General features: G+C 47.5%; 18 protein-coding genes. 16 read left to right on the plus strand and 2 right to left on the minus strand.

Annotated features, from left to right (window positions below; all coding sequences use genetic code 11):
* From C805_RS26205 to C805_RS07965, 10 genes are all read left to right on the plus strand, one after another.
* Positions 1-618 carry a hypothetical protein gene (locus tag C805_RS26205; protein ID WP_016213277.1) on the plus strand — a complete coding sequence of 206 codons (618 nt, stop codon included), beginning with the start codon at positions 1-3 and terminating at the stop codon, positions 616-618.
* A 350-nt stretch (positions 619-968) separates the two neighbouring features.
* A complete protein-coding gene (locus C805_RS07930) occupies positions 969-2171 on the plus strand; it encodes a class I SAM-dependent methyltransferase (RefSeq protein ID WP_016213278.1) in 1203 nt (400 codons plus the stop codon).
* Complete coding sequence (locus C805_RS07935) at positions 2164-4692, plus strand: hypothetical protein (protein ID WP_016213279.1); 2529 nt, start codon at positions 2164-2166, stop codon at positions 4690-4692. The genes C805_RS07930 and C805_RS07935 overlap by 8 nt, the downstream gene beginning before the upstream one ends.
* Positions 4693-4852: 160 nt before the next feature.
* Positions 4853-6364, plus strand: coding sequence for a methyl-accepting chemotaxis protein (locus C805_RS07940; RefSeq protein ID WP_022750853.1), 1512 nt, complete (start codon positions 4853-4855; stop codon positions 6362-6364).
* 11 nt (positions 6365-6375) lie between these two features.
* Positions 6376-6729 (plus strand): hypothetical protein, encoded by a 354-nt coding sequence (locus tag C805_RS07945; RefSeq protein WP_016213281.1) that lies wholly within the window; start codon positions 6376-6378, stop codon positions 6727-6729.
* Positions 6730-6750: 21 nt separating this feature from the next.
* A complete protein-coding gene (locus tag C805_RS07950) occupies positions 6751-8115 on the plus strand; it encodes an MATE family efflux transporter (RefSeq protein WP_016213282.1) in 1365 nt (454 codons plus the stop codon).
* A gap of 127 nt (positions 8116-8242) precedes the next feature.
* Positions 8243-8851, plus strand: a complete 609-nt coding sequence (rbr, locus tag C805_RS07955) for a rubrerythrin (RefSeq protein WP_016213283.1) — start codon at positions 8243-8245, stop codon at positions 8849-8851.
* 455 nt (positions 8852-9306) lie between these two features.
* A complete protein-coding gene (tig, locus tag C805_RS24965; protein WP_016213284.1) occupies positions 9307-10575 on the plus strand; it encodes a trigger factor in 1269 nt (422 codons plus the stop codon).
* A gap of 36 nt (positions 10576-10611) precedes the next feature.
* Positions 10612-11469, plus strand: a complete 858-nt coding sequence (locus C805_RS07960; RefSeq protein WP_016213285.1) for a YitT family protein — start codon at positions 10612-10614, stop codon at positions 11467-11469.
* Positions 11470-11503: 34 nt separating this feature from the next.
* On the plus strand, positions 11504-11695 hold the full coding sequence (locus C805_RS07965) for a hypothetical protein (protein WP_016213286.1): 192 nt from the start codon (positions 11504-11506) through the stop codon (positions 11693-11695).
* Between the two features lie 181 nt (positions 11696-11876).
* On the opposite strand, the gene C805_RS07970 is transcribed toward C805_RS07965, so the two are convergent.
* A complete protein-coding gene (locus C805_RS07970; RefSeq protein WP_016213287.1) occupies positions 11877-12545 on the minus strand; it encodes an HAD family hydrolase in 669 nt (222 codons plus the stop codon).
* Between the two features lie 277 nt (positions 12546-12822).
* Here C805_RS07970 and C805_RS07975 point away from each other — a divergent pair, with 277 nt between their 5' ends.
* Genes C805_RS07975 through C805_RS07985 form a run of 3 tightly spaced genes read left to right on the plus strand, consistent with a single transcriptional unit; the run spans position 12823 to position 18124 of the window.
* Positions 12823-14844, plus strand: coding sequence for a beta-galactosidase (locus tag C805_RS07975; RefSeq protein ID WP_016213288.1), 2022 nt, complete (start codon positions 12823-12825; stop codon positions 14842-14844).
* 25 nt (positions 14845-14869) lie between these two features.
* Positions 14870-15229 carry a YccF domain-containing protein gene (locus tag C805_RS07980; protein ID WP_016213289.1) on the plus strand — a complete coding sequence of 120 codons (360 nt, stop codon included), beginning with the start codon at positions 14870-14872 and terminating at the stop codon, positions 15227-15229.
* Positions 15230-15247: 18 nt separating this feature from the next.
* On the plus strand, positions 15248-18124 hold the full coding sequence (locus C805_RS07985; protein WP_016213290.1) for a hypothetical protein: 2877 nt from the start codon (positions 15248-15250) through the stop codon (positions 18122-18124).
* Positions 18125-18250: 126 nt separating this feature from the next.
* On the opposite strand, the gene C805_RS07990 is transcribed toward C805_RS07985, so the two are convergent.
* Positions 18251-18511, minus strand: coding sequence for a hypothetical protein (locus C805_RS07990; protein WP_016213291.1), 261 nt, complete (start codon positions 18509-18511; stop codon positions 18251-18253).
* Positions 18512-18744: 233 nt separating this feature from the next.
* On the opposite strand from C805_RS07990, the gene C805_RS07995 reads away from it, so the two are divergent.
* Genes C805_RS07995 through C805_RS08005 form a run of 3 tightly spaced genes read left to right on the plus strand, consistent with a single transcriptional unit; the run spans position 18745 to position 23625 of the window.
* A complete protein-coding gene (locus C805_RS07995) occupies positions 18745-19593 on the plus strand; it encodes a patatin-like phospholipase family protein (protein WP_016213292.1) in 849 nt (282 codons plus the stop codon).
* A gap of 31 nt (positions 19594-19624) precedes the next feature.
* Positions 19625-20788, plus strand: coding sequence for an exonuclease SbcCD subunit D (locus C805_RS08000; RefSeq protein ID WP_016213293.1), 1164 nt, complete (start codon positions 19625-19627; stop codon positions 20786-20788).
* Positions 20785-23625: an SbcC/MukB-like Walker B domain-containing protein gene (locus C805_RS08005; RefSeq protein WP_016213294.1), complete on the plus strand. Its 2841-nt coding sequence runs from the start codon at positions 20785-20787 to the stop codon at positions 23623-23625. Before C805_RS08000 ends, C805_RS08005 begins: the two co-directional genes overlap by 4 nt.
* Positions 23626-23767 lie beyond the last annotated feature (142 nt).

Consider the following 23767-nt stretch of genomic DNA (forward strand, 5'->3'; position numbering starts at 1 on the left):
GTGGATTATAAACAGGAAATGTTTTACCGGATGCCGGACAGGAATATGCCCAAAATGCCCTTTTATATGGCATACCCCATGCAGAATGTATATCTGGAAGAACTGGAATATGAAAAAGATATGCAGAAATTAAAAGATCTGTATCCCAAAGAAGTGAAATCCATTCAGGCACTGGTAGAAGAAGAATGTGACAAGATGGAATATGAAGGCAGTCTGATGTTTGACGAATATCCCGATAAACTCATGCTCCGCCAGATTGTAAACCGGATTTATGACGGGGCCACGGGAGGCCAGATGAACATCCAGAGCTTTGAGGCAAGCCCCTATGAGGCAGAACAGTATGAAACAGATGACATGCAGGCCGAAGAACTTCCGCTGGAAGGCCGCATGGTGGAGCAGAGAAGGCCGCCAGGACCGGGCTGGGGACCGCCGCCACCGCCGCCGGGACCAGGCTGGGGACCGCCGCCACCGCCGCCAGGACCGGGCTGGGGCCCACCGCCACCGCCAGGAAGGCCTCCTCATGGCAACAATGGTCTGCAGAATCTGATCGAGGTACTGCTGTTTAACGAAATGTATCAGAGAAGATGCCGCCATAAACGCTGCCGCCGCTGGTGGTAGTCAGGCAGGATGCTGCATGTATCGGAACAGGAAACTCTCTGCGGGACTGTGGAAGTTCTGCAGGGAGTTTTGTTATCTTACAGGAAAAACCTTTTCACGCTAAAGTGCGAAAGTGACTTTCCGTAGATTTTGTGATAAAATGATTGAGAAATTGCGCTCTGTGGAAGAATGTAAGGAAAACGACGGATTAATAATTACCGGAAAGCCTGCCGGAAAGGATTGACCTTTCAGGAGTTATGTGTATAATGTTTGATAAATGCAGCCTGTGCAAACGGGGGATTTCAACAAGGATTCAGGGATCAGACAGAAGATTCTGGCGCCCTGATCCGGTAAAGTAAGAAAGGCCTGTTATGAAGGAATTACACCAGTTACTGGAAAAATATTTAAACGAACAGCTTATTCATATGGTGCTCAGCGGCCCGCGGCACCGGGAGAGTGCCGCCAGAATTCTTATCCGCCCGGTTCTGATTAAAAATAACCTGGTATTCCAGGCCAGTGAATATCAGGAGAAAAAAGTATTTCACAGGAATTATTCCAAAGGGGAAGCAGCCGCGGAGATTGAGAACCGGATTACGGAATACCGTCAGCTTGCCCTGTCTTCTCAACAGGGACAGGCCACTGTGCTGGTGAGTAAAAAGGGCAGAATTACCATAAAGGAAAAACAGTGTCCGGTCTGTGCCGGTGCCGGAGCATTTCAGGATGGTTCAGGTGTTTTACCGAAGATAAAACAGGTGGATTTATCCCATAACCGGAAGAAAAACCATATTCTGGAGCCAGAACAGAAAGTGGACTTTCTGGTGGATCTGGGAGTTCAGACAAAAGAAGGAAAAATTGTTAAATCCAGATATGATAAATTCCGTCAGATAAACCGTTTCCTGGAGTTTATCGAAGATATACTTCCCCAGCTTCCCCAGGACAGGGAACTGACCATTCTGGATTTCGGCTGCGGGAAATCCTATCTGACTTTTGCCATGTACCATTATCTGAAAGAGCTGAAAGGGTATCAGGTGCATATTATCGGACTGGATTTAAAAGCAGATGTGATAGAGACATGCAGCAGTCTGGCAGAAAAATACGGATATGACAGGCTGGAATTTCATGTGGGAGATATTGCCGGTTATGAAGGGGTGACAGACGTGGATATGGTAGTCACCCTCCATGCCTGCGATACAGCTACCGATTATGCCCTGGACAGGGCGATCCGCTGGGGTGCCAGGGTGATTCTGTCGGTGCCCTGCTGCCAGCATGAACTGAACCGGCAGATACAGAATGATTTACTGGCCCCGGTGCTGGGTTACGGACTGATAAAGGAACGGATGGCTGCGCTGATTACCGATGCCCTGCGGGGGCAGATTCTGGAGAGCAAAGGCTATCAGGTACAGATTCTGGAATTTATTGATATGGAGCATACGCCCAAAAATATTCTGATTCGTGCGGTGAAAAAAGGAAAGGCAAAAGACAGCAGGGGATACCGGGAAGTGATGGAATTTTTGCATACAGAGCCCACACTGGCTGTACTGCAGGATGGAAAGGAAGACAAACAGAATGCGTAAAGGCTTGATAAAGACAGTGGTATTGCTGCTGGTTTTTTGTGTAACCGTTGGAATTACAGGGCTGTTCAGTCATCAGGACAGTACAGATATGACTTCCGAAATGGCTCCGGCTACCCTTCCGGTGGTGTATCTGCAGCGGGAAGATGTCAGAATCAATGAGTTGTACGGATACAGCTCCGAAATGGATGGAACCGGAATGCGGGATACCATCACTCCCCTGGGAAAAGAACTGTCCCTGCCCATGGTGATAAAAACAGGGCAGAACCAGATTGATGAAGTAACTTATGAAGTGCGCACCATGAATATGGAGCGGCTGGTTGAAGATGGAACACTGGATGATTTTACAGAAAAAAACGGTGAAATACATCTCACTCTGCAGTTTCAGAATATTCTGGAGGAAGAAACGGAATACATGCTGGTGATTTCTGTAAAATATCGTGAAAAGCAGGTGTATTATTATACCAGAATTGCCAGAGAGAGCGACTATTATATCGGGGAATCCCTGGAATTTGTAAAGAATTTCCATGACCAGACCTTTGACAGGGAGAACGGGGACAGCCTTGCCACCTATCTGGAACCGGACAGCATGGGAGATAATACCACTTTGCAGAAAGTGACGATCCACTCCAGCCTGCGGCAGGTAACATGGGCAGATTTCCAGGGCGAGCGCCTGGAGCAGACCGTACCCTCTATCAAGGAAATGGGAAGTTCCTACAACACCATTATCCTTCCCTATGTGCTGACAGCCACAGGAGAGAACGGGGAAGTAGAATACTATAATGTGGAAGAGTATTACCGGGTCCGCTATGATCAGAGGGCGGGACGCATGTACCTGCTCAATTACGAGCGTACCATGAATCAGATTTTCCGGGGAGAAAACGGAAGGGTGAACCGGAACAAAATGCTTCTGGGTATCCGGTCGTCTGATGTGGAGCATATGGCAAATGAAAAAGGGAATATCATCGCCTTTGTCCAGGAAGGGGAACTCTGGAGTTACAACAGTGACAGCAACAGCCTTTCTCAGGTATACAGTTTCCGCAGTCCGGAAGGGATTTCAGACCGGGAAAACAATTCCGCACACCAGATTCGGATTATGAAAATTGATGAGACAGGCAGCATGGATTTTGTGGTGTACGGATATATGAACCGGGGGCTCCACGAGGGGCAGACAGGAATCAGCGTATACCATTATGACAGCGTGGGAAATACCATTGAAGAGGAGCTTTTTGTTCCCTCTGACAAATCTCCGGAAATGCTGAAAGCAGAATGGGGAAAACTTTTCTATGTGAGCGACGGAAATATTTTTTATCTGCTGGCCAATGACGTGCTGTACCGGATCGACCTTTCCAACAGAAAGGCAAAACAGGTGATGGAAGGGCTGGAAACGGGAAATTATGCGGTGTCTGAGGACGGGCGTTATATTGCATGGCAGGAAGGAGAAGACCAGGATCAGGCCCATTCACTGAAAATTATGGATCTGGAAGGAGAGGAAACCCGTATGGTTGAGGGCCATAAAGGAGAATATCTGAAGCCTGTGGGATTTGTGGAAAGCGATTTTGTGTATGGGGCTGCCAGAAAAGAAGACATTGTCACAGACGCTGCCGGAAATATCAGAGTTCCCATGTACCGGATTGTGATTGTAGACGAAAAATCCAGAGTGATCAAAGATTACCAGAAAAGCGGTTATTATGTGTCGAAAGCATATGTGGAACAGGAAACTATTTTCCTGGACCGGGAAATCCGCACGGAGACAGGGTATGAAAGTGTGGAGCAGGATACCATAAAGAACCAGCAGCTGGAGTCTTCCAGGAAAATTATCCTGGAAACAACCCAGACGGAAAAGAAACAGTGCCAGGTCCGGATCGTTCTTGGAGAGTCTTTGGAAGAAACGGTGAGACAGCCTCAGGTGATGGTACCGAAGGAAGTGGTGCTGAAAGAAAAGAGAACCGTAAAGCTGGAAACAGGCAGCGAACAGGAAACTTATTATGTGTACAGCGGCGGAAAAATCCTGCTGTCCACTCCTTCCCTGAAAGAAGCTGTTATTTCTGCAGACCAGTCCATGGGCGTGGTCATCGGCCAGGAACAGAAATATATCTGGCAGAGAGGAAAGAAAAACGTACAGCCTGCAATCGGGCCGGGAACCGTGGATTTGTCCGGGGTAAGCGATAATGATATTTCCCGCTGTCTGACATATCTGCTGAGAACAGAAGAAATCAATCTCGACGTGGACGACCTGGTTGCTCAGGGAGAGACTCCCAGGCAGATTCTGGAAGAGGCATTAAACGGAAGAAAAGTGATTGACCTGACAGGCTGCGGTGTGGAACAGGTACTGTATTATGTGAACCTGAATACTCCTGTATTTGCCATGGTGAAGCAGGAGGCTGTGCTGATTGTGGGATATGACGAACACAACACCCTTTTGTATTATCCGGATTTGAATGTGGTGCGCAAAATGGGAAGACAGGACAGCAATACCATGTTTGAAGAAGCCGGAAATGTATTTTTGGGCTATATCGAATAGTGTTCCGGTAAATTATGGTTATTTTGTATATCAGAAAGGGGGAATGCCGGCTTTTTTGTAGCATTATGGTGCTGTTTTTGAACATAATATTTTAAATTTTCTTAAAATATGCTATAATTGTATGGAAAATATACGGCAGTTTTTTAAGGAAGGTGAGATTGTGGAAGAACATGTAAGAAAAAAGTATCCATATGCGAAAAAGGAAGATCAGATTAAACGGGCAAATCATTTCCTGACCTTTGGTTATATGGTTTTTTATTTCTTTATTTTATGCCTTGTCTGGATATCCTGCGCTCAGGGGGAAAAAACCGCAGGATTTGCCGGAATCATTACCCTGGTTATAGTGGCGGTAACAGGAGTTTCCGTTTATTTGAATAAAAGGGATCCTTACGGTGTGAATGTACGTTATCTTACCTTTGTGGGTCTCTTTATTGTGGCGTTTTCCATGATGGTGTCCTTTGACGATTCCTTTGTGCGGTTTATGGCGGCGATCCCCTATATTGCATGTATTCTGTTTTTTAACCGAAAGTTTTCAGCCATATCCTGTATGGCATGTTTTTTGCTAAATGTGGGAATTGTGGTCTGTAAAATTCTGGTTACGCATACTTATGAGGGAAAGGGTGCCAAGGAACAGATCTGGACTACGGTCTGCATAGCGGTGATGCTTTTTCTGATTTACTATACGGCACAGCTTGCGGAGAAATTCAACCATGATACCAGACACAGCCTGACACGGGAGCAGGAAAGCCAGAAAAAGGTTATGGAAAATGTGCTGGAAGTGGCGGAAGAAGTGCGGAGAGGTACGGAAGAAGTAGTGCAGATTGTAAATGAGCTGAATGCTTCCACAGAAATTGTAAACGGAGCCATGAAAGACATTTCTGACAGTAACCAGAGTACAGCAGAAAATATCCAGACCCAGACCATTCAGACTCAGAATATCCAGGATTCCATCGGAACCACCCTGGAACATTCGGAGAATATGGTGCAGGTGGCGAAACAGTCAGAGGAATTAAACAGTCAGAGCCTTGAAATAATGCACCATCTGAAACGACAGTCAGACGTTATTGCTGATACGAACGGTGAAGTGGCAGCTTCCATGCATAAGCTGCAGGAGCGTACGGAAACGGTAAAAACCATAACAGATACTATTTTTGAAATTTCCAGCCAGACCAATCTGCTGGCATTGAATGCATCCATTGAAAGTGCAAGAGCGGGAGAAGCCGGCAGAGGATTTGCGGTGGTGGCGGATGAAATCCGCCAGCTTGCGGAACGGACCAAAGAGGAGACGGAGAGTATAGCGTCTATTCTCAATGAACTGTCAGAGGATGCCAGGGCGGCGGCAGAGGCAGTGTCCCGGTCTGTGGAAGCAGCTCAGGAGCAGGAACAGATGATTGACCAGGCTTCCGACAGTTTTGATAAAATGAATGGCAACGTAAATACCCTGATTGAAGACATTGACCAGATCGATCAGATGCTGGGCGGTCTTTCAGAGGCAAATAACCAGATAGTGGAAAATATCATGCATCTTTCCGCTACCACACAAGAAGTGACAGCTTCTTCTGTTCAGGCGGCGGATCTGAGTATGCAGAACCTGAATAATGCAGAGAATGCAAAATCTCTGTTAGGTAACGTATTGGAAGTATCCCATCAGTTGGATCAGTATATCAGTTAAAGGAGGATAATATGGATAAGGACGATATCAGAGTACAGTTAATCAGACAGTTTCCGGCAGAAGTGGTAGAGCAGAAAGGCTCCATGGACAAAATGTATTATTCCTGTCCTACCTGCGGCAGAATGGTTTCTCTGGGTATGGACAAGTGCGGAGGTTGCAGCCAGATTTTAAGCTGGAAAAGTATCAATCAGAAGGAATCTCCTAACGGGAAGAGAAAGGCGAAGCTGGAATTCGAGGTTTCAGAGGAATTTACTGTGGGAGACTGCAGGAAATGCCCCATTTCCTACATAGACACCAACGGTTCCCAGAGCGCTTATGAATGTCCTCTGAAGATGCGGGGCGCCTGCCGGATTGTATTATCTTAAGGAGGAGGGGGAATCATTCGTATGCAGAACAAATCATCTACGTTGTTGACGGAGGGGAGTATCTGGAAAAAGATTATTGCTTTTGCCATACCGATTTTTCTGGGCAACCTGTTTCAGCAGCTTTATAATACGGCAGATTCCCTGATTGTAGGAAATTTTATAGGAAGTGACGCTCTTGCGGCAGTCAGTTCCTCCGGGAACCTGATTTTCCTGATGGTGGGATTTTTCAGCGGTATTGCCATGGGAGCAGGCGTGGTCATTGCCCGTTATTACGGAGCCAGAAGAGCGGAGGAAGTGTCCGCGGCGGTACATACGCTGGTGGCTTTCGGCCTTGCGGCGGGGGTATTTCTGACGGTTGCAGGAGTTATGATTACGCCTCAGATTCTGACATGGATGGGGACGCCGGAAACGGTGTTCCCCAATTCTGTTTTGTATTTCAGAATCTATTTTGCAGGTTCCCTGGGATTTGTCATGTACAATGTTTTTGTGGGAATTCTGCAGTCTGTGGGAGACAGCAGACACCCGCTGATTTACCTGATTATTTCCTCTGTTACCAATATTGTACTGGATCTTTTGTTTATTGCAGTGCTGGACATGGGAGTGGGGGCTGCAGGAGCCGCCACCATTATTTCTCAGTTTTTCAGTGCATTTCTCTGTCTGATCCGGCTGACCAGGACAGAGGAAGAGTACCGGGTGGAGCTCAGGAAAATCAGGTTTGACGGAAATATGATGCGCCAGATTATTTCCAATGGGCTTCCGGCAGGGGTACAGAATTCCATTATTGCGCTGGCGAATGTGGTGGTGCAGTCCAACATCAATGTATTCGGCATGACTGCGGTGGCAGGCTGCGGCGCCTATTCCAAGATTGAAGGCTTTGGCTTTCTGCCCATCACCTGCTTTGCCCTTTCCCTGACTACCTTTATCAGTCAGAACCTGGGGGCAAAAGAGTATGAGCGTGCCAGAAAGGGAGCCAGATTCGGGATTTTCTGCTCCATTATCACAGCGGAGCTTGTGGGAATCTGTATTTATATTTTTATTCCCACACTGATACAGGCTTTCGACAGCAATCCGGCGGTTGTCCGGTTCGGAACCACACAGGCCAGGACCGTAACCCTGTTTTATTTTCTGCTGGCCTTTTCCCACTGTCTGGCCGGAATTTTCCGGGGAGCCGGGAAGTCCATAGTGCCCATGGTGGTGATGCTGCTCTGCTGGTGCGTTATTCGAATTACCTACATAACGGTTGCCGTGAAACTGGTTCCGGTTATCCGCACCGTATTCTGGGCCTACCCTCTGACCTGGAGTTTAAGCTCGATTATATTTTTAATTTATTTTCTGAAAGCAGACTGGATTCACGGGTTTGAGCGGCAGGAGCAGGCAAATGCCTGACCGACAGTTCAGGGCGGAACAGAAATTACAGATTTTACGGTAAACTGCTGCATATAATTTCCATGTCTGCACATACTACCTGCGTAAATATTTTCAGGAAGAATGGGAAGAAAGGCAGGAGACAGTTATGGCAACAGATTTTAAGCAGAGTGAAACCATGAAAAATTTAATGCGTGCATTTGCCGGGGAAAGTCAGGCGAGAAACCGCTATACCTTTGCAGCCGGACAGGCACATCAGCAGGGGCTGTATGTGATTGAAAAAATATTCCGGTTTACTGCGGACCAGGAGAAGGAGCATGCAGAAATTTTTTATAATCAGTTAAAGGAGCTGGCGGGAGAAACCATTGAGATTGACGGTACCTATCCCGTGGATTTAAGTCCTAATATGACAGAGCTGCTGAAAATGGCTCAGCACAATGAATATGAGGAACATGATGATGTGTATCAGCATTTTGGAGACAAGGCTCAGGAGGAAGGATTCGGCAAAGCCGCTGTAAAATTCCACAAAATTGCGGAAATCGAAAAAATCCATGGAGACCGGTTCGGGGAGTTTGCCAGACTGCTGGAAGAAAACAGACTGTTTGTATCCAAAGTGGAGACAAAATGGATGTGCCTGAACTGCGGCTATGTATATGAAGGCACAGAAGCACCCATGACCTGTCCTGTATGCGACCATGAACAGGGATGGTTTGTGCGCCTGGAGCTGGCTCCGTACTGCGGCCCTCAGATGAGTTAAAATTTTCGTATTATAGTCTGCCGGAAAAATCTCTCAGGGACTTTTCCGGCAGTTTTTTATCTTATATGAAAGACCTTGTCACGCTAGAGTGTGAAAGTGTTTTCCTATAAGGATTAGGGTGTCAAAAGGGTGCGCGCACCCTTTTGACACCCTAATCCTATATACATACCAGAAACGGATACCGCTTTTCTGTGGTTTTACGGTTTTTAGCGGGACAGGATGAAAAGAAGAAACGCCGGAGATGTCCATAAACAGGTACTTACAGCATTTCATATAGACTGGTAAAAGCCATGAAATAAAAGTTACCGCCCTTAAAAGCGGCCCCGGCGGAAAACCCTGTTTTTCAGGATTCAGCAAAAAAATTACAATTTTCATGATTTCTTCAAAATCTTGTGTTAAAATAGCGTTGTTATGATAGAAAACCTTTGCAGAAAAGGCAGAAAATGGAGGAAAGTATGAAAAAAAGAAATTATCTGGCGGCAGTGCTGCTGTTATTGGGAATGGCAGTATTTACCGGCTGTGGAAACAGCAAAAAGAATCAGGCAGAGAATTCTGAAAAAGACACGGAAGAAGCAAAAACAGAGGAATCAGAAAAAAGTGGGGAAGATATACTGGATTTTAAAGCGGAAGATTATGTGAAACTGGGAGATTATAAAGGGCTGAGCGTGAAATATCCCATTCCTGAGGTTTTCGAAGATGATGTGGAATTTTCCATTCAGCAGCTTGTGGAAGAGCATACGGAGTATAAGGAAATAAAAGACCGGGCATCCCAGGAAGGGGACAGCGTCAATATTGATTTCACCGGAGTAATAGACGGAGAAGAATTTGACGGTGGAAGCGGAGAAGATTTTGACCTGGTGATCGGTTCGGGAGAATTCCTGGAAGAGTTTGAAAAAAATCTGATTGATAAAAATGCCGGAGAAACATTTACCTTTCCGGTGACTTTCCCGGAGGACTACAATGAAATGGATCCCTCTTTGAACGGGAAGACGGCGGAGTTTACGGTGACTGTCAACAAAATCAGTGAAGTCATTGTTCCGGAATATAATGATGAGTTTGTAAAAAAGGTCTCAGATTACAGTACCACAGCAGAATATGAAGAATTCTTAAATGCAGATTTAATGATTTATGCTCAGGATGAATCTGATTCGGCGGCGGGAGAGGATGCCCTTGCGCTGGCTGTGCAGAATGCAACGGTGGATGGTTATCCCAAGGCTCTGTATGATTACTTTTATGATGAAACCGTGGAGGGATATGAGTTCTATGCATCTCTGATGGGCATGGAGTACGAAGAGTTTCTTGACGAAATGGGAGAAAACGCGGTAGAAGAGGGGACGCAGGCCCAGACAAATGAATATCTTGTGGTTCAGGCTATTGCAGACCAGGAAGGGCTGTCAGTGACAGAGGACAGCTATCAGGAAGAAGCAAAAGCCCTGGCAGAAGAATATGAATACGAATCTGTGGAAGAATTAGAAGCGGATTATGGGAAATCCGGCATAATCATTCAGATTGTGCGGGAAAAAGTGGTAGCGTTCCTCTGTGAAAATGCAGAGCTGGAAGAAGTTTCTCAGGAAGAGTATTATCAGGATGACGAAGAAGTCATAGAAGACGAAACAGAGGACAGTGAGGCAGACGAAGAGGTACCGGAAGAAGAGCCTGATGGAGAGACACCGGAAGAAGAGCCCCACGGAGAGACACCGGAAGAAGAAACAGACGAAGAATAAGTAGGATTACCGGATACAGGAACAGAGGTACAGGTTATGGAACATAAGGTAAAGCTGGCGATATTTGAATATACAATGATTACAGTGGCAGCAATTTTGCTGGTAGGAGGGGTGCATTTTTTTAAATTCCCCAATAATTTTTCTTTTGGCGGAGTTACCGGTATGGCGGTCATTTTCAGTGCAGTGACTCCTCTCAGCGCAGGAACCATAAATTTTGTCATCAATATGGCGCTGCTGGTAGTGGGTTTTGCCGCACTGGGACGTGAATTTGGAATTAAGACGGTTTATGTAAGCATTCTGATTTCTCTGGGGCTGAGCGCACTGGAAAAATATTTTCCAATGGCCCGCCCCATGACAGATGAGCCGGTGCTGGAACTGATATTCGCAATTATCCTTCCGGCATTAAGTTCCGCTATTTTATTTAATATCGGCGCCAGCGGAGGCGGTACGGATATTGTGGCCATGGTGCTGAAAAAGCACAGTACCGTCAATATAGGGACCGCTTTGTTTCTGGTGGATTTGATGATTACCGTAGCGGCCTGCTTTATATTTGACGCCCAGACCGGTCTGTTTTCTTTCTGCGGGCTCATGGCAAAATCTCTGGTGATTGACACCACCATTGAAAATATCAATCTGTGCAAATATTTTACCATTGTCTGTGATAACCCGGAACCTATCTGTGATTTTATTCACGAGGAACTTGTGCGGAGCGCCACCATTTTTCAGGCGGAAGGTACTTATACCCATAACAGGAAGTATGTAATTCTGACGGTTATGAAACGGGGACAGGCGGTTCAGCTCAGAAATTATATCAAATGGAATCAGCCGGATGCTTTTATGATGATTACCAACAGCAGTGAGATTATCGGAAAAGGATTCCGGGGCCTGAACTGAGTTTCGGCAAAACCATGTACACAGGAGGAAAATTATGAAATTGTTGGACTATCTGGGAACAGCATTGAGTATATCTGCAATTATGGCAATTATTTCCTACATTATGAGTTATCGGAATAAGGGAAATGAAGAGAAACAGAAAAACTACTGGAGAATCTGCTGTTTATTCGGCGGAATTACCATCGTGGTGGGAATTGGAGCACTGGCTGTGATGCTGCTGAATTAAAGGGCCAGAAAGCAGCCGGGCGTATATTGTATATCTGACAGAATAACTTTGTAAAAAAGCTGTTACCGATACAGGACAGGCAGACACCGTTCAGAGAGAATGGAGTCTGCCTGTGCCAGTAATCTGAAAAAGTCTTTATGAAATTCTGCTGACAGCAGACGTTTTGGCTTTGTTTTGCATTTTACAGGGCCTGCATGTCAGAAAGAATCTCCCACATATCATCTGCCCTGTCAGCAATGTATTTTGCCCCGTGGGAAAGCAGAAATTCCCGGCTGCGGAAACCCCAGCTTACACAGATACAGGGAATGCCGGAATTTTCGGCGGTGGTAATGTCCACATCGGAATCACCTACATAAACACACCGTTCCGGCGGAGACTGAAGCTCCTTCATGGCTGCGAAAACCGTATCCGGAGCAGGTTTGCGGGCAACCTGCGGAGATTCTCCGATGGCTGCGGTGATGTAGGGAGTAAAGAAGTCTTCACAGAGCCCCTTCACTGCCAGATCAAATTTATTGGAAACAACAGCCAGTTTGTAGCCGGATTCGGAAGCCTTTTTCAGGAAATCCAGAATACCGGGGAAAGGGCAGGTAAAATCTTTTTTGTGAAGGGCATAATGTTCCTGAAATTCTTTCAGGCAGCGGTCAAATTCCGGAAAATCGTGTCCGCCGGGAATGGCTTTTTCCATAAGAACCGTGACGCCGTTGCCCACCATCTGACGGACGGCATCTTCTGAATGAAGGGGGAAGCCGAACCGTTCCATGGCGTAATTTACGCTGTTTGTCAAATCTGTTAAAGTATCCAGAAGGGTTCCATCTAAATCAAAAATAATGGTATCAATATTCTGCGGCATAGTATCACTCCTTTGTGACAGCAGGTTACGGATAATTGCGAAAATTACCAGGTTTCTCAATCATCCCACCGGGGTTGAAGTTGAACATTAACATTTTATACCCCGGGGAAGAAATCTGCAAGAAAAATCTTTGTGTGTCTCCGGGAATATGGTATAATGTTTAAAGATATGACACGTCCGGACAGACAGGGATAACGGTAAGAGCCCCTGCAGGGAAAAATAACAGCCCCTGTGGAGGAATATGGGGAAATTCAGATAAACAAAGGAGAAATCATAAATGTGGGAAAAAGTATGGAAGCAGGATAAAATCGCCTTTGGCGGTGATTACAATCCGGAACAGTGGCCGGAGGAAACCTGGGAGGAGGACATGCGCCTGCTGAAACTGGCGCATATTGACACATTGACATTAAATGTATTTTCCTGGGCGGCGCTGCAGCCTTCCGAGGAAACATACTGTTTTGATAAACTGGATAAAATAATGGAACTGGCCAGAGCAAATAATATGAAAGTCTGCCTGGCCACCGGCACCGGCGCCCATCCTGCCTGGATGGCCCGGAAATATCCTGAAATTCTGCGGACCAGTGAACAGGGGATCAGACGGAAATTCGGAGGAAGGCATAATTCCTGTCCCAACAGTTCCGTATACCGGAAGTTTTCCGTAAAGCTGGCAGAGAAGCTGGCAGAGCGGTATCAGAAGTATGACAACGTGATTGCATGGCATATTTCCAATGAATACGGTGGGGAATGTTACTGTGAAAACTGTGAAAAGGCCTTTCGGCAGTGGCTGAAAAAAAGGTATGGTACCCTGGAGGAACTGAACCGTGCCTGGACCACTTCTTTCTGGGGGCATACTTTTTATGACTGGGAGGAAATCGTACTGCCGGATCTGCGCAGCGAGCATATGGAATCAGACCGGACCATGGCCCAGGCCATCAGTCTGGATTATCGGAGATTTAACTCAGACAGTATTCTGGACTGCTTCCGTCTGGAATACGAGGCTGTGAAAAAATATACGCCGGATATTCCGGTGACCACAAATCTCATGGGGGCTTATAAGCCCCTGGATTACCGGAAATGGGGAAAATATCTGGATTTTATTTCCTGGGACAATTACCCTTCCAATGAAGATTCCGTCAGCCAGATTGCCTTTCATCATGACCTGATGCGGGGGACCGGCGGCGGAAAGCCTTTTGTGCTTATGGAGCAGACGCCGAGCCAGCAGAACTGGCAGCCTTTTAATGCCCTGAAACGGCCGGGTGTAATGCGGCTGTGGAGTTATCAGGCAGTGGCCCACGGGTCCGACGCGGTGCTGTTTTTCCAGATGAAGCGAAGCATTGGTTCCTGTGAAAAATACCACGGAGCTGTGATCAGTCATGCAGGGCATGAGCATACAAGAGTATTCCGGGAAGTGGCAGAGCTGGGCCGGGAACTGGAACAGATTGGAAGTGAAATTATCGGTTCCGGAATCAGTGCACAGACAGCGCTGATGTTTGACTGGGAGAACTGGTGGGCAGTGGAATATTCCGCAGGCCCCAGTGTAAATCTGAAATATAAGGAGCAGGTGCTTCATTATTATACAGCTCTGCACAGGCAGAATATTCCTGTGGATATTATCGGGGAAGAAGACGATTTATCCGGTTACAAACTGGTGATTGCACCTCTTTTGTATATGACAAAGCCAGGTGTGGATGAGAGGATACGGGAATTTGTAAAAGCAGGGGGCACCTTTGTCACCACCTGCTTCAGCGGATATGTGGATGAAAGCGACCGGGTCATTACCGGCGGTTATCCCGGCAGGCTTCGGGATATTCTGGGGGTCTGGGTGGAAGAGAGCGACGCCCTGCCGGAACATAAAAGCAACCGGTTTATCTGTGAGAATCAGGAATATCCCGCTGAAATACTCTGTGATATTATACATCTGGAGGGAGCGGAGACTCTGGCGGAGTATCAGGAGGATTTTTATGCGGGAACTCCGGTTCTCACGGAAAATTCTTTTGGAAAGGGAAAGGCTTATTATGTGGGAACCTGTTCCGGAGATGAGTTTTACCGGGATTTTACCAGAAGGCTCTGCCGGGAACAGCAGATTGTGCCGGCAGGGGAAGTGCTGGAAGAAGTAGAAGCGGTGAGACGGAGAGGAGAACAGACAGAATACCTGTTTTTGCTGAATCATGGAGACAGAGAGCAGGAAATTTCCATACCGGAGCAGTGCCTGGAACTGACACAGGGAAAAGAATACCGCCAGGGGGAAAGGGTATTCCTTCCGGCAAAAGGCGTTATGATTTTAAGGTTCAGACGCTGATTCGAAAGAGAAAGGACAGAATGTGATGAATTGTTTGGGAAATCTTTTGTGGATGGTTTTCGGCGGCCTGTTCAGCAGTCTGGGATGGCTGCTGACCGGCTGCCTGTGGTGTATTACCATTGTGGGGATTCCGGTGGGAGTACAGTGTTTTAAGTTTGCAGGGCTGAGTCTCTGTCCCTTTGGGAAAGAAGTGCGCTACGGCGGCGGAACAGTTTCCCTTCTGGTCAATATTATCTGGCTGATTGTATCGGGAATTCCCATGGCGGCAGGATTTGCTTTCTGGGGCTGTCTGCTGTGCGTGACGGTGATTGGAATTCCCTTCGGACTGCAGATGTTTAAACTGGCTAAGCTGGCGCTGATGCCGTTCGGGGCTGTGGTAGAGTAGAAAGGACAGGTGTAGACCATGATTCTGTTAAAAGCAAACAGTGAACTTAAGAAAGTATTTGGCCGGATGCTGAATACCATGGGAGTCAACGTGGTATGGACCGGGAATTTTGTGGTGCTGAACAATTTCCTGATTCTTTCCGGAAACGTCCGGTCTCTGATTTTTAATTTTGACAATGGAAAAATCCTTACCAATGTGATAGAACTGCCGGATAAGGAAGAAGATATGGAGCCGGTGGCGGATAATGAAGTGGTCACTAATGTGCTGAATATGACCCTGTATGCCTTTGGAAAATGGGGCGTGATTAAGGGGCTGAAGGTAGACAAAGATTACAGTCAGCTAAACGGGCTGTTTTACGCCATATTGAAAGACATGAAAATAACACCGGGATTTCAGGACAACTATTTCCGGTTTTACAGAAATAACATACAGATGACCTATGAGGAAGTGGTGGAGGCCGCCCTGGAGGAGGGCCGGCGCAAGGCCCAGGAGGCCCCGGAAGAAAAGGAACAGGAGGCCCCGGAAGAAAAGGGCATGGGGCTGTGGCACAATATCCGTTGGAGTGTGGAAAAAGCCACTTTTATCAAAAGTGAGATTAAGGCGGCGGAGCGCAATACTGCCCGTCCGGGAAATAATTTTTACATAAGCGGCTACCAGTGTCCCGGCTGCGGAAGAAAACTCTATATGGCTGTATATCCTCAGGGCCGGGAATTTCCCGTGGAAACGGAGGAGGGTAAAGTATATCTGGCCAGAAGCTATACCTGCGGCAACTGTAACCTGTTCTATACCCCGAAGCCGGGCAGGCTGCTGCGGGAGGGCCAGAGCTATGCCATGAAATTCGGTGGTGACAAGGAAGCCTATGAAGATTATCAGGAGCTGCTTGGCAGCAAAGCAGAACATACTTCCAACTGTAATTTCAATGAGTTTGAATCCCAGCGGGGAAAACACACGCTGCCTGCCATTGAGGAGGCCTGTGCAGAGCTGGAGGAAAAGAGCGAGGAAGAACTGCAGGCTATTGCAGAACAGATAGACGACGGATTTTACCCGCCTCTGAAGGCAGAACCGTATCTTGAAAAAATCGAAGAACTGCTGGAGAGAAGACGCCGGGAAAAAGAAGAAAAGAAATCCGGAAAAAAGAAGGAAGAGGCAGTGCAGGCATCAGACAAAACTGCATCCGGTAAGGAAACCTCCGTGCCGGAAGGTAAAAACGTCTCCTCCCGTCATCCGGAAAAAGAGGAGGCTCCTTCTGGTTCTTCCAAAGAGAAATCAGAGGATTCTTCTGCCAGGGCCCAGGAAGAGCCTGGGAAGGAGCCGCAGGCTTCTGACAGCCCCAAAGAAGAACAGAAGGAGCAGGACAGCAGAAAATCCGCGGACCATACAGCAGCCGGAGAAGAGAAATCAGAGTCTGCATCCGGTCAGGAAGCTGTTTTGGCGAAAGGAAATTCCGGGAAGAAATCTCTGTTCCGGGAGAAGGAATCTGTCCTGAAGTTCCGAAAGCAGCAGGAAGAAAAGAAAGAGCCGAAAGAGGAAGAAGTGAATTTCCGGGAAAGATATAAAGCCCGTATGCGCACGCTGGAAAAAATGTCTCTGTTCCAGTTAAAAACGCTGCGCAGCCAGATTCAGTCGGATGAACGTCTGGACTGGATTGAAAAAGAAAAATTCACCAAACAGATCAAACAGGAAATTTTCCGGAAAGAGGAAGAAGAACTGCGCCGGAAAGCCGCGGAAAATATGGATAAGCCATACGGAATGGTGAAACGGGTAATGGAAGAAATTTCTCAGGGAGAGATTCCGGAGCCGGTGAAAAAGGAGCTGTTATCAGCGCTGGACGAGGTGAAGAAGCAGAGGGGGCAGGAAGAGGCCAAAAAGCTGATTGCCCTTGTACCGGAGCATATGAGCCGCAGCCAGTACCAGACTTTTAAGGAGAAGCTGGACAGGTTCCAGGACGCGGATATTTCCACTTACCAGGAGGTGCTGGAAGGAAAACGGAGACTGACGGAGAAACGGGAAATTTCCGCTATGCTGAGCCGGGCGGAAAAAAGCGACCGGAACGGTCTGATGCGGATGCTGAAGAAACTGAAAGAAGATGGATTTTCCGGGGAGCAGGCAGAACCGGCCATTGAGTTTATTGAAAAAAAGGTTCGTGCCATAGACGAAAAAGTCATTGATAAAATATGTCCCAATATTATGAGAATGTCCTTTGATGAGGCGGCGGAGGCTTATGAAAAAATCGAAGGGGGAGCGTTCCTGCCGGAATTAAAGACCAATACGCTGGAGATGATAGACCGGCGCCTGACAAAAATAAAAATGGATGAATGTGAGCTGCTGGTGGAAAAGCTGAGAGAAGAACTGAAGGGAAAAGTCAGAGATACCGAACGGCTGCATTTTTATGAAGTGCGAAAAGTGATGAACGGAGACTGGGGGCCCAGAGAGGCAGAGCTTGTGGCAAGAGCCATGAATACCTACGGCAGTGAGAGAGACCGTTATGAATTTCCCATTCTCATATGTGATTCCTCCCCAAGGAAAAACGGAAAGGAAGGTTTTATCCTGACACCGGACCACATATTCTATAACAGTGTGTTTAGCAGCGAAATGATACCGGTTCGTTCCATCCGGGGGATAGAAGGAATGACGGGGCTGCTGAACCGGGGCCTGTATCTGGACAGGAGCAACGGCGTCAGAACCAAAATTCCAGGAGGGATTGCTCCCAAAGATCTGAAGGCGCTGGGTGATGTTCTGGGTAAATTTGTGGCCTATCTGAAAGAAAAACCGGAGTCCAGAAGCATTGCCTATCTGGCGAAAGAAAAGCATGAGGTGAAATGCTGTTACCGCTGCGGTTATAATTACCGCAAAGGGAATGTCTGCCCAAAATGCGGATACCAGTCCAATCAGTAATCAGGAAGAACTGCCTGGGCTGAAACGTACAAAAAAATAAGAATCCTGTACCGGCAGTTTCCGCCGGTACAGGAAATCAGAAAACAGACAGCTTTAGCAGAGAGAGTTGTGTGAACTGAAATAAATTTATTTTTTCTTTATCCAGCTTCTGAGAGGGTTCACTTCCCTGGCTTTTGTGAGAATATCATCTGCATTGCCCATCAGATATTCGCTCAGCTGCTTCAGTTCTTCCGGCGTAAAACCGGAGGATTTTTCCATTGCACCGGAAGGCACGATGCCTTCCGCATAGTCTTTTCCCCGTTCAAAAATTACCCTTACAATTTTTTTTCCGTCTTTCTGTGGAAGCAGACCGGAATAGGTCATGCGCAATTCCTGTGACTGACTCATGAAAATACCCCTCCTCAGTATAGAATGATCATTACCCTGCAATACATGCAATATGGCCGTTTGCCACCCATGATCTTAAAAATATTATACATGATAAACCGTCTGGTGGCAAGGAATTACCTTTCGACAGAATAAGCCGTCCGATGACAGAAAATGCTCTATTGTAAACAGAGAGAAAATCCGGTAGAATGTATAAGGCAGTTTGAATGACAGCTACAGAAATGAGGTTATATATGAAATTAGGAATTACCATGGAAGGCGGCGCAAGCAGAACCGTATTCAGCTGCGGCGTCACCGACGCTTTTTTAGAAGAACAGATTATGCCGGATTACTTTATCGGGGTATCAGCGGGAATCGCCTACGGGGTATCCTATCTGTCTAGGCAGAAAGGAAGGAACCTGACCATTGCCCAGAAATATATGAGTGACAAACGATATATGGGGATCCGTCATCTGCTGAAACACAGGAATTATTACAATATTCCGTTTGTATTTGACGAAGTGCCCAACAAACTGGAATCCTTTGACTACGAAGCCTTTGAGGCCTTTTCGGGGAAGGTGGAAGCCTGCGTGACGAATATTCACACAGGAAAAGCCGAATATCTGGAGGTTCCCAGAAGAGACGAAAAATTTGACGTGCTGGTGGCAAGCTGTGCGCTGCCTATTCTGTTTCAGCCCGTGAAAGTGGGCAGACGATATTATCTGGACGGGGGACTGTCCGACTCCATTCCCTATGAACATGCCATGGAAGAAGGATGTGACAAAAACATCGTAATTCTTACCAGAGAACGGGGTTATGTGAAAAAGCCGGAGAAGGCGGGGGATATTTCCAGAAAATTATATAAAAAGTATCCCAATATTGTGGAAGCCATCAAAACCAGGCCGGAGAGATACAATGCATGTATGGAAAAGCTGATGGAGCGGGAACAGGCCGGAGAGGTTTTCGTAATCGCACCGGAAACAACCCATGGAGTGGGCAGAACAGAATCAGACCCGGAAAAACTCACGAAACTGTACCAGGAAGGCTACCAGCAGGCCAGAAAACAGATGGAGGATCTGAAACACTATCTGGGGCGTGGCTGACAGGCAGGCCGGCGCCGGAAAGGAGAGAAATATGAAATTGTTTCATCTGTCGGATCTGCATATCGGCAGGCAGTTACACCGCTACAGCCTGAAAGACAATCAGCAGGCAGTGCTTTCTCAGATTGTGAAACAGGCCCGCTGTCACAGGCCGGACGCTGTGCTGATTTGCGGCGATATTTTTGACCGCTCAGTGCCTTCCGGGGAGGCCTATACGGTGTTTGACGGATTTTTGCAGGAACTGGCAGAACTTACGCCTCAGATTCCGGTTCTGATCATTGCCGGCAATCACGATAATGCCCAGAGACTGAATTATGCCAGTTCTTTTCTGGAAAAACATCGGATTTATGTGTCAGTGACGGCTCCGGTCCGGCCGGAAGAACATCTGAAAAAAATTGTACTGGAAGATGAATGGGGAGAGGTGAATTTTTATCTGCTGCCCTTTTTAAAACCGGGATACGTCAGGCATCTGTTTGAGGAAGGGACTGTGACGGATTATGAAAGTGCCGTGCGGGAAATCCTGAACCGGGAAGAAATTGATTACAGCAGGCGGAACGTACTGCTGTCTCATCAGTTTTACACGGGCCGGGGACAGGAAATTCTCACCTGCGACTCCGAGCAGTCTGTGCTGACCGTGGGAGGACTGGACCAGATTGACGCATCTGTGGTGGAACAGTTTGATTACAGTGCCCTGGGCCATATTCACGGTCCTCAGATGGTAAAATTTCCCCATATCCGCTACTGCGGTACTCCTCTGAAATATTCCGTCAGCGAAGAACATCATAAGAAATCCATTACCATGGCCACACTGGGCAGGAAAGGGGAAGAGGTCCGGATTGAGACCATACCTTTGGAACCCATACAGGAGGTGCGCCGGGAACGGGGACTTCTGCAGGAAATCATCGGCCGGGCCGCAAAGGAAAACCGCCGGGATTTTATCAGTGTCACTCTGACAGATGAAAAGGAACCGTACCATCCCAGAGAACAGCTGGAGGAAGTCTATGACTGTCTGCTGGAACTTAAAATCGACAATACCAGAACCAGGAACCTGCTGGAAATTCAGGAAGACACCTGCAGTCTTCTGAGTCCCATGGAAGCCTTTCGGGTATTTTATCAGGAAATGCAGGGGCAGCCGCTGACAGAAGCGGAGGAGCAGCTCACAGAAACAATTCTGGAGGAACTGGGAGGGGAAGTATGAAACCGGTAAAACTTGTTATGTCAGCTTTCGGCTCCTATGCCGGAGAGGAAGTTCTGGATTTTCAGAACAGGAATCAGGGCGTGTTTTTAATTACCGGAGATACCGGAGCCGGCAAAACCACCATATTTGACGCCATTACCTATGCCCTGTATGACCAGACCAGCGGCGGAGTGCGGGAAGGGGATATGATGCGCAGCCAGTATGCGGAGCCGGAGACGCCCACTTTTGTGGAATTTACGTTTTCCTGCGGGAAAGAAGAATACAGAGTCCGGCGTAATCCCAATTACCGGAGGCAGAGCAGACGGAAAAATAAAGAAGGAGCATATTCCATGACGAAAGAGTCTGCTTCCGTTGTACTGCGGCTGCCGGACGGACAGGAGTTTCCGGGGAAAATCAGGGAAATCAATGAGAAAATTGTAGAAATTCTGGGTCTTGGAGCGTCCCAGTTTACCCAGACTGCCATGATTGCCCAGGGAGAATTTTTAAGGCTTCTCCATGCTTCTTCTAAAGAGCGGAAAGAAATATTTGCCAGAATATTTGACACAGAAATTTACGCCGCTTTTCAGATGAAGCTGCGGGAACGCAGTAAATCCCTGTACGGACAGCTTGAAGATAACCGCAAACTCTGTGACCATGAGATACAGGGGGTACAGTATCCCGTGGACAGTGCAGCCGGAAATTCCTGGGAGGAAAGCCGGGGGCTTCTGGAGACCAGGCCCTGGCAGATGCTGGCAAGCCTCGACGAACTGATTCAGGAACTGGAAGAGGGAGAAGGGAAAATCCGGGCCAGGGAAGAGGTGGTTCAGAGAGAGCTGGAAGAAACTGCCTGGAAACTCCGGCAGGCCGGAGAAATCAACCGGTTATTTCAGCGGATGGAAGAATCAGAGCATGAAATTGCCAGAGGCAGAAAGAAGCTGCAGCAGCAAAAGGAGCAGGAGCAGAAGGAAACATCACAGCTTCAGGAGAATACCCGCAGATATGAGAGCCGGATGCCGGAACTGTCGGAACAGATTGCCAGGTGGCGCAGCTTTCTGCCAAAATATGATTTACTGAGAGAAAAGCAGCAGGGGGCGGCTCAGGCCAGGAGACGGCAGCAACAGACAGAAGACAGCTGCCGGCAGGTGCAGAAGAAACTGGAAACCATAATGCATTCCATGGAGCAGGCTATGGAGCAGCAGAAAATCCTGGAAAAGGCAGCGGCAGACCTGCCTGTACTGGAGGAACGAAAGAAAGCTCTGGAAAACCGTCAGTCTTTGCTGGATGAAATGATTCAGACTCAAAAGCGTCTGAACCATCAGGAAAAGAAACGGGAAGAGCAGCGGGAAAAGACCGAAAAGTCCCTGCTGATTTTTCAGGAAAAAAGCCGGGAATATGAGGAGAAAAATCAGCGGTTTATTCAGGAACAGGTGGGAATTATTGCCCAAAGCCTCCAGGAAGGAGAGGCCTGTCCGGTCTGCGGTTCCAAAAGCCATCCGAAAAAAGCAGAACTGTCAGAGAAAGCCGTGACTCAGCAGCAGGCAGAACAGGCCAAAAAGGAGCGGGAACAGGCGGACCGGGAGATGAACCTGTGCCGGGAAGCATTTCAGAAGGTGAAAGAAACCTGTGAAAAGGAAAAATCCCTGCTGGAACGAGATGGGAAACGGCTCTTTGGAGAGGATTTTTCTCCGGAGATGATTCTGCCTGCCCTTTCAGACTGCAGGAAAGAAAGGGAACAGACAGATATCCGGTTAAAAGAGGCAAAAGAGCAGGAAAAACAGCTGCAGCAGTTAAGAGAAACACTGCAGAAATCACAGCAGGAAAAAGAAAGGCTGGAGCAGCAGAGAGAAACCTTCACACAGAAACAGTATGAAGCAAAACTGGCTTTTGAAACTGCAAATCAGACAGTGCAGTCCCTTCTGGAGGAACTGCCCTTTTCCCTGGAAGAAGAATTAAAACGGTATCTGGAAACTGCAGAACAGGAGAAAGCCGGACTGGAGAGAGAGAAATCTCAGTCGGAAAAATCTCTGCAGAAACTCCGGCAGGAGCTGGCCCGGAATCAGGGAATCCTCACAGAGCAGCAGAAAAACCAGGAACTGCTCAGACAGCAGCTGACGGGAAAGGAACCGGTGGATTCTGCTCCTGTGCTGGAGCGGGAACAGCAGTTAAAGAAGCTGGCAGGAAAACTGGAACAGGAAAAACTACAGCTTGCTTCTTTAAAAAGCCGAAACTGTCAGGCAAGGAAGCAGCTGGGAAAACTGGAAGAACAGCGAAAATCCTTAACAGAACAGTATGAGCTTGTCAGTAATCTGGATAAAACAGCAAACGGTAACCTGGCACAGCATATTCGAATGGATTTTCAGACCTATGTACAGCGGCGTTATTTTCGTTCCGTGATCGGGGAGGCCAACCGGCGGCTGGTAAAAATGAACGGCAGCCAGTTTATCCTGCGATGCCGAGAACTGGAGCATCTGGGCAGACAGGGAGAAGCAGGGCTGGATTTGGATGTGTATGATCTGGTCACAGACCGGGTGCGGGATGTGAAAACCCTTTCCGGGGGCGAATCATTTCTGGCAGCCCTGTCTATGGCCCTTGGCATGGCAGATGTGATTCGCAGCACTGCAGGCCGGGTGCATCTGGATACCATGTTTATTGACGAGGGGTTCGGTTCTCTGGATGAAGAGGCCAGAGGAAAAGCCATCGGCATTCTGAACGAGCTGGCAGGAGGTACCAGGCTGGTGGGAATTATTTCCCATGTGACAGAGCTGAAAGAGCAGATGGACCGGAAACTGGTAATCAGTAAAAGTGAAAAAGGCAGCCATGCCAGATGGGTGCTGGAGGGGCAGGAACAGAGCGGTTAAGCAGAATTTGTCGAAAAAAGGAAATAATAAGCAAACAGGTAAACAGGAGACACACAGAAAAATAAGCAAATAAATAAGCTAAATTTCCAAAATAAGCAAACAAATAAGCAAACAAACGGGCAAAGTTTGTCGAAATAAGCAA

This window comes from Eubacterium sp. 14-2 (genome assembly GCF_000403845.2).
GTDB lineage: Bacteria > Bacillota > Clostridia > Lachnospirales > Lachnospiraceae > Petralouisia.

Excerpts from the sequence above, each read along its gene's own strand:
- C805_RS07930 (WP_016213278.1), top strand. The coding sequence starts at position 969 with ATGAAGGAATTACACCAGTTACTGGAAAAATATTTAAACGAACAGCTT.
- C805_RS07935 (WP_016213279.1), top strand. The coding sequence starts at position 2,164 with ATGCGTAAAGGCTTGATAAAGACAGTGGTATTGCTGCTGGTTTTTTGT.
- C805_RS07945 (WP_016213281.1), top strand. The coding sequence starts at position 6,376 with ATGGATAAGGACGATATCAGAGTACAGTTAATCAGACAGTTTCCGGCA.
- C805_RS07950 (WP_016213282.1), top strand. The coding sequence starts at position 6,751 with ATGCAGAACAAATCATCTACGTTGTTGACGGAGGGGAGTATCTGGAAA.
- rbr (WP_016213283.1), top strand. The coding sequence starts at position 8,243 with ATGGCAACAGATTTTAAGCAGAGTGAAACCATGAAAAATTTAATGCGT.
- tig (WP_016213284.1), top strand. The coding sequence starts at position 9,307 with ATGAAAAAAAGAAATTATCTGGCGGCAGTGCTGCTGTTATTGGGAATG.
- C805_RS07960 (WP_016213285.1), top strand. The coding sequence starts at position 10,612 with ATGGAACATAAGGTAAAGCTGGCGATATTTGAATATACAATGATTACA.
- C805_RS07965 (WP_016213286.1), top strand. The coding sequence starts at position 11,504 with ATGAAATTGTTGGACTATCTGGGAACAGCATTGAGTATATCTGCAATT.
- C805_RS07970 (WP_016213287.1), bottom strand. The coding sequence starts at position 12,545 with ATGCCGCAGAATATTGATACCATTATTTTTGATTTAGATGGAACCCTT.
- C805_RS07975 (WP_016213288.1), top strand. The coding sequence starts at position 12,823 with ATGTGGGAAAAAGTATGGAAGCAGGATAAAATCGCCTTTGGCGGTGAT.
- C805_RS07980 (WP_016213289.1), top strand. The coding sequence starts at position 14,870 with ATGAATTGTTTGGGAAATCTTTTGTGGATGGTTTTCGGCGGCCTGTTC.
- C805_RS07985 (WP_016213290.1), top strand. The coding sequence starts at position 15,248 with ATGATTCTGTTAAAAGCAAACAGTGAACTTAAGAAAGTATTTGGCCGG.
- C805_RS07990 (WP_016213291.1), bottom strand. The coding sequence starts at position 18,511 with ATGAGTCAGTCACAGGAATTGCGCATGACCTATTCCGGTCTGCTTCCA.
- C805_RS07995 (WP_016213292.1), top strand. The coding sequence starts at position 18,745 with ATGAAATTAGGAATTACCATGGAAGGCGGCGCAAGCAGAACCGTATTC.
- C805_RS08000 (WP_016213293.1), top strand. The coding sequence starts at position 19,625 with ATGAAATTGTTTCATCTGTCGGATCTGCATATCGGCAGGCAGTTACAC.
- C805_RS08005 (WP_016213294.1), top strand. The coding sequence starts at position 20,785 with ATGAAACCGGTAAAACTTGTTATGTCAGCTTTCGGCTCCTATGCCGGA.